The sequence below is a fragment of the Pseudomonas agronomica genome, from assembly GCF_025917275.1.
In the GTDB taxonomy this organism is placed as follows: domain Bacteria; phylum Pseudomonadota; class Gammaproteobacteria; order Pseudomonadales; family Pseudomonadaceae; genus Aquipseudomonas; species Aquipseudomonas agronomica.
Genome location: NZ_JAOSHO010000299.1, coordinates 1 through 6,335, shown reverse-complemented (window position 1 = coordinate 6,335; position 6,335 = coordinate 1). Strand labels below are relative to the sequence as shown.

General features: G+C 63.1%; 4 protein-coding genes. All 4 read left to right on the top strand.

All coding sequences use genetic code 11. The features are described 5' to 3' along the window. Positions 1-160: 160 nt before the first annotated feature. Positions 161-2,311 carry a transcriptional regulator NosR gene (nosR, locus tag OC610_RS18795; RefSeq protein WP_264429768.1) on the top strand — a complete coding sequence of 717 codons (2,151 nt, stop codon included), beginning with the start codon at positions 161-163 and terminating at the stop codon, positions 2,309-2,311. Between the two features lie 54 nt (positions 2,312-2,365). Next, positions 2,366-4,285 carry a TAT-dependent nitrous-oxide reductase gene (nosZ, locus tag OC610_RS18790; RefSeq protein ID WP_264429765.1) on the top strand — a complete coding sequence of 640 codons (1,920 nt, stop codon included), beginning with the start codon at positions 2,366-2,368 and terminating at the stop codon, positions 4,283-4,285. A 76-nt stretch (positions 4,286-4,361) separates the two neighbouring features. Further along, positions 4,362-5,624, top strand: a complete 1,263-nt coding sequence (locus OC610_RS18785; RefSeq protein ID WP_264429767.1) for a nitrous oxide reductase family maturation protein NosD — start codon at positions 4,362-4,364, stop codon at positions 5,622-5,624. Then, positions 5,621-6,335: ABC transporter ATP-binding protein (locus OC610_RS18780; protein ID WP_264429763.1), on the top strand; the 715-nt coding region annotated here is incomplete at its 3' end. The genes OC610_RS18785 and OC610_RS18780, both read left to right, overlap by 4 nt.

Genomic DNA, 6,335 nt, shown 5'->3' with positions numbered 1-6,335 from the left:
CGGGAGCAAGCTCCCTCGCCACGGGGGATTGGAGTGGCTGGAAAAAAGGGTTATCAACGCCGAGTTGATTTCAATCAAGGGCCGAGGGCAGGGGCGGGCCGCAGAATGGTCGCCAAGATCCTGTCTTCAAGCCCTGGCGCTCATGACCCGTCCCTTTGCGATGCTGCACCCATCCCGTTCTCGGCTTTGCGGGCTGTTCCTTCTACTTCTGATGTTTGCCGGCGCTGTCCAGGCCAAGGACTACGGTGAAATCGAGCGACAACGCATCCACCACGTCCTGGGGCAGGTCGATTCGACTTCCGAGCCCGAAAGCCCTTTCAAGGTTCGCAAACTCTCCGCCGCCGGCAAGGTCCTCGGCTACGTGTTCCAAAGCCTGGATGTGGTGAACATTCCGGCCTATTCAGGCAAGCCGATCAACGTCCAGGTGATCCTCGATCCCGCCGGTGTGATCCTCGACGCCTACGTGCTGGAACACCACGAACCCATTCTCCTCATCGGCATTGCCGAAGAAAAACTCCACGCCTTCAGCGCACGCTACAGCGGCATCAAGGTCAACCAGCGGGTGGTGGTCGGACACTCCAGCGACCCGAATGCGGTGACGGTCGATGCGATCGCCGGCGCCACCGTGACGGCGATGGTGGTCAATGAAGTCATCATGCGCGCCGCCCACGACGTCGCCGTGTCCCTGGGCCTGGTCAAGGGCGATGCCGGATTGGCCGTGGCGCCGGCCCGGGTGCGGGACGATGTCTACCAGCCCGCCGATTGGGCCACCCTGGTGGGCAACGGCGCGGTGCGGCGCCTGCACCTGACCCGTGGCCAGGTCGACGCCTCGTTCAAAGGCACCGAAGCCGAACACGTCGAAACCGCCAGTGGCGAGCAGGTGAACGACACCTTCATCGACCTCTACGTCACCCACCTCAACCCACCCACCGTCGGCCGCAATCTGCTGGGCGAGACGCAGTACCGCACGCTGATGGCCGAGCTCAAGCCGGGCGAGCAGGCGATCGCGGTGATGGGCAGCGGCCGCTATTCCTTCAAGGGCTCGGGCTACGTGCGCGGGGGGATTTTCGACCGGGTGCAATTGCGCCAGTCAGGCGACACCATCAGTTTCCGCGACCTGGATTTCCAGCGTCTGGATGATGTTGCAGCCGCCGATATGCCGGACTTCGACGAAATGGCGATTTTCATCATTCGCGCCGCCCACCGTTTCGACCCGGGCGCGCCGTGGAGCCTGGAACTGCTGGTGCGGCGCCAGACCGGGCCGGTCAGCGGCACCTTCAGCAGTTTCGAACTCGGCTATCAATTGCCCGAGCCCTACCTGGAGCGGCCATTACCGACGGCCGAGCAAATGGCGGCGGCCGAAGAAGCCAGCCGGCCGATGTGGTTGACCCTCTGGTACCAGAAAAGTGTCGAGATCAGCGTGCTCGGCGCGGCGTTGTTGGTGCTGACGGCGATCCTGTTTTTCCAGGACTCCCTGGCCCGGCGGCCCAAACTGCTGCATTGGGTGCGTCGCGGCTACCTGGTGTTCACCGTGGTGTTCCTCGGCGGCGTCGCGCTGGCGCAGTTGTCGGTGGTCAACGTACTGACCTTCGTCCACGCGCTGTTCGAAGGTTTCCGCTGGGAACTGTTCCTCACCGATCCGCTGATCTTCATCCTCTGGGTGTTCACCGCCGCCAGCATCCTGCTCTGGGGACGCGGGGTGTTCTGCGGCTGGCTATGCCCCTTCGGCGCGTTGCAGGAACTGATCAACGAGCTGGCGCGCAAGCTCAAGGTGCCGCAATACGAGCTGCCGTTCGCCGTTCATGAGCGCCTGTGGGCAATCAAGTACATCATTTTGCTGGTGCTGTTCGGCGTCTCGCTGGAGTCGATGGCCACCGCCGAACGACTGGCCGAAGTGGAGCCGTTCAAGACCGCCATCACCCTCAAGTTCGACCGCCAATGGTGGTTCGTCGCCTACGCGGCGGGGCTGCTGGTGATCAACCTGTTTACCCGCAAAGTCTATTGCCGCTACATCTGCCCACTCGGCGCCGCGCTGGCGATGCCTACCCGCTTGCGCCTGTTCGACTGGCTCAAGCGTCGCAAGGAGTGCGGCAACCCGTGCCAACTGTGCGCCAAGGAATGCGAGATCCAGGCGATCCACCCCGACGGCCGGATCAACGCCAACGAGTGCCACTACTGCCTCGACTGCCAGATGACCTGGCACAACGAAAACAAATGCCCGCCCTTGATCAACAAGCGCAAGAAACGTGGCAAGGCAACCCCGGCCGACCCGCAACGAATCCCGGTGGTGCAGGTGGAGCCGACGCCTTGAACGGCGCGCAAGACCTGGCCTCGACCCTTTTATTCTTCACGGAGCACACACAGCATGAGCGATAAAAAAATCCCGACGCCTGACGCAGCGCAAGAGCCCAGGGGCGTCAGCCGGCGGACATTCCTCGGCACTGGCGCGGTCACTGGCGCGGTCTTGGCCGGTGCCACCGCACTGGGGGCCGGGACGTTCACCCGCGAGTCCTGGGCGGCAGCGGCCAAGGAGGCCAAGTCGAAGATCCACGTCGGGCCCGGCGAACTCGACGAGTACTACGGTTTCTGGAGCGGCGGCCACCAAGGCGAGGTGAGGGTGCTCGGTGTGCCATCGATGCGCGAGCTGATGCGCATCCCGGTGTTCAACGTCGATTCGGCGACCGGCTGGGGCCTGACCAACGAGAGCAAGCACATCCTCGGCGACAGCGCCAAATATAAGAACGGCGATTGCCATCACCCGCACATCTCCATGACCGACGGCAAGTACGACGGCAAATACCTGTTCATCAACGACAAGGCCAACTCGCGGGTCGCGCGCATTCGCCTCGACATCATGAAGTGCGACAAGATCCTCACCGTGCCCAACGTGCAAGCCATCCACGGCCTGCGCCTGCAAAAGGTGCCGTACACCAAGTACGTGTTCGCCAACGCCGAGTTCGTCATTCCGCACCCCAACGACGGTCACACCTTCGACCTGCAGGACAAGAACAGCTTCACGATGTTCAACGCCATCGATGCCGAGAAAATGGAGATGGCCTTCCAGGTCATCGTCGACGGCAACCTGGACAACTCGGACGCCGACTACACCGGCAAATACGCCGCCAGCACCTGCTACAACTCGGAGAAGGCCTACGACCTGGGCGGCATGATGCGCAACGAGCGCGACTGGGTCGTGGTGTTCAACATCCCGCGCATCGAGGCGGCGATCAAGGCCGGCAAGTTCATCAACCTGGACGGTTCCAAGGTGCCGGTGGTGGACGGTCGTAAAGTCGACGGCAAGGACAGCGAGTTCACCCGCTATATCCCCGTGCCGAAGAATCCCCATGGCCTCAATACCTCGCCCGACGGCAAATATTTCATCGCCAACGGCAAGCTCTCGCCGACGGTGTCGATGATCGCCATCGACCGCCTGGATGACTTGTTCAACGACCGCTACAAAGACCCGCGCGAAGTCATCGTCGCCGAGCCGGAACTGGGCCTGGGGCCGCTGCACACGACCTTCGACGGACGCGGCAACGCCTACACCACGCTGTTCATCGACAGCCAGGTGGTGAAGTGGAACATGGACGAGGCCATCCGCGCCTACAAGGGCGAGAAGGTCAATTACATCAAGCAGAAACTCGACGTGCAGTACCAGCCCGGGCACAACCATGCGTCCCTGACCGAAACCAGTGATGCCGACGGCAAGTGGCTGGTGGTGCTGTGCAAGTTCTCCAAGGACCGCTTCCTGCCCACCGGCCCGCTGCACCCTGAGAACGACCAACTGATAGATATCTCTGGCGACGAAATGAAACTGGTCCACGACGGCCCGGCCTTCGCCGAGCCCCACGACTGCATCCTCGCGCGGCGCGACCAGATCAAGACCCAGAAGATCTGGAACCGCAACGACCCGTTTTTCGCCGACACCGTGGCCCGGGCGAAGAAGGACGGCATCAACCTGGAGACTGACAACAAGGTCATCCGCGACGGCAACAAGGTGCGGGTCTACATGACCTCCATGGCACCGGCGTACGGCCTGACGGAGTTCACCGTCAAGCAGGGCAACGAGGTGACGGTGACGATCACCAACATCGACCAGATCGAGGACGTGTCCCACGGTTTTGTCATGACCAACCACGGCGCGAGCATGGAGATCAGCCCGCAGCAAACCTCTTCCATCACCTTCATGGCCGACAAGCCAGGCCTGCATTGGTACTACTGCAGCTGGTTCTGCCACGCGCTGCACATGGAAATGGTCGGGCGCATGCTGGTTGAAAAAGCCTGAGTCATTCATCGAGGAGGCAGGTGCAATGACCGGGAACATGTCGCATGCAAACGCTCATCGAACGGTCATTGCGCTGATGTTCTGTCTGTGGTCGGGCGGCGCGTCCAGCGCGCCGCAGTCGATCATGGACTTGCCATTGCAGGCCGAGGGCGACCAGCGATGGCGCCTGCCTGCCGGTGAGTACCGTGGCGCGTTCAGCATTGATCAACCCATGACGCTCACGTGCGCGCCGGGCGCAGTATTCCAGGGGCAGGGCGAGGGCAACGGCCTGGTCATCCGGGCGCCGAACGTCCAGGTCCAGGGCTGTACATTCCTGGACTGGGGCCATGACCTGACGGCCATGAACGCCGCCGTGTTCATCCAGCCTGCAGGGCAAGGCGCGGTGGTGCGGGCGAACCGCATGCAGGGCCAGGGCTTCGGCATCTGGGTCGATGGCACGCGGGACGTCAGCCTCATCGACAACCGCATCCAGGGCGACCCGGGCCTGCGTTCCCAGGACCGTGGCAATGGCATTCACCTGTACGCGGTGCACGGCGCCCGGGTCATCGGCAACCAGATCCGCGACACCCGCGACGGCATCTACATCGACACCTCCAACGGCAACCTGCTCCAGGGCAACACCCTGGAGGATTTGCGCTACGGCGTGCACTACATGTTCGCCAACGACAACCAACTGCTGGGCAACACCACCCGGCGCACCCGCACCGGTTACGCGCTGATGCAAAGCCGCCAACTGACGGTCATCGGCAACCGCTCCGAACAGGACCAGAACTACGGGATCCTGATGAACTACATCACCTATTCGACCTTGCGCGACAACTTCGTCACGGATGTGCGCGACGGGTCCACCGGCGACACCATGATCACCGGCGCCGAGGGCAAGGCGCTGTTCATCTACAACTCGCTGTTCAACCGCATCGAAGGCAATCATTTCGAGCGCAGCGCCGTGGGCATCCACCTCACCGCCGGCTCGGAGGACAACCGTATCGCCGGCAATGCCTTCGTCCATAACCAGCGCCAGGTCAAATACGTCGCCACGCGGCTGCAGGAATGGTCGGCGGACGGGCGCGGCAATTACTGGAGCGACTACCTGGGCTGGGACCGCAACAGCGACGGCCTTGGTGACGTCGCCTATGAACCCAACGATAACGTTGATCGGCTGCTGTGGTTGTACCCGCAGGTGCGCTTGCTGATGAACAGCCCGGGCGTCGAACTGCTGCGCTGGGTGCAGCGGGCCTTCCCGGTGATGAAATCTCCCGGCGTGATGGACAGCCATCCGCTGATGCAAGCGCCCATTCAACCCTTTCAACGCAACGTTGCCCAGGAGGACGCGTCTTGAACGTCGTCGAAATCGAAGGCGTCAGCCAGCATTATGGCGACGTCGCTGTGCTGCACGGGCTTGACTTGACCCTGGCCCAAGGCGAAGTGCTCGGCCTGTTCGGGCACAACGGCGCGGGCAAGACCACCACCATGAAGTTGATTCTCGGTTTGCTGCAGGCCAGCTCGGGGCAGGTGCGGGTCTTCGGCCGCGGGCCCAGCGACCCGAACGTGCGGCGCATGCTCGGCTATCTGCCGGAGAACGTCATGTTCTATCCGCAGTTGAGCGGGTTGGAAACCCTGCAGCATTTCGCCCGGCTCAAAGGCGCGGCGCCTGAGCAGGTCGAGCGCTTGCTGGAGGAGGTGGGCCTGGCGGGCGCGGCGAAACGGCCGGTGCGCACCTATTCCAAAGGCATGCGCCAGCGCCTCGGCCTGGCCCAGGCCTTGCTCGGCCAACCGCGCCTGCTGCTGTTGGATGAACCGACCGTGGGCCTGGACCCTATCGCCACCCAGGATCTCTATCAATTGCTTGATCGCCTGCGCTGGCAGGGCACCAGCATCATTCTCTGCTCCCACGTCTTGCCGGGTGTGGAGGCGCACATCAACCGCGCCGCGATCCTCACCCGAGGGCGGCTGCTGGCCCTGGGCAGCCTGGCGCAATTGCGCGAGGACGCGGAGCTGCCGACGCTGATCCGCGCGTCGGGCCTGTCTCGGGCCGACTGGTTGCGCCAGC

Excerpts from the sequence above, each read along its gene's own strand:
- nosR (WP_264429768.1), top strand. The coding sequence starts at position 161 with ATGCTGCACCCATCCCGTTCTCGGCTTTGCGGGCTGTTCCTTCTACTT.
- nosZ (WP_264429765.1), top strand. The coding sequence starts at position 2,366 with ATGAGCGATAAAAAAATCCCGACGCCTGACGCAGCGCAAGAGCCCAGG.
- OC610_RS18785 (WP_264429767.1), top strand. The coding sequence starts at position 4,362 with ATGTTCTGTCTGTGGTCGGGCGGCGCGTCCAGCGCGCCGCAGTCGATC.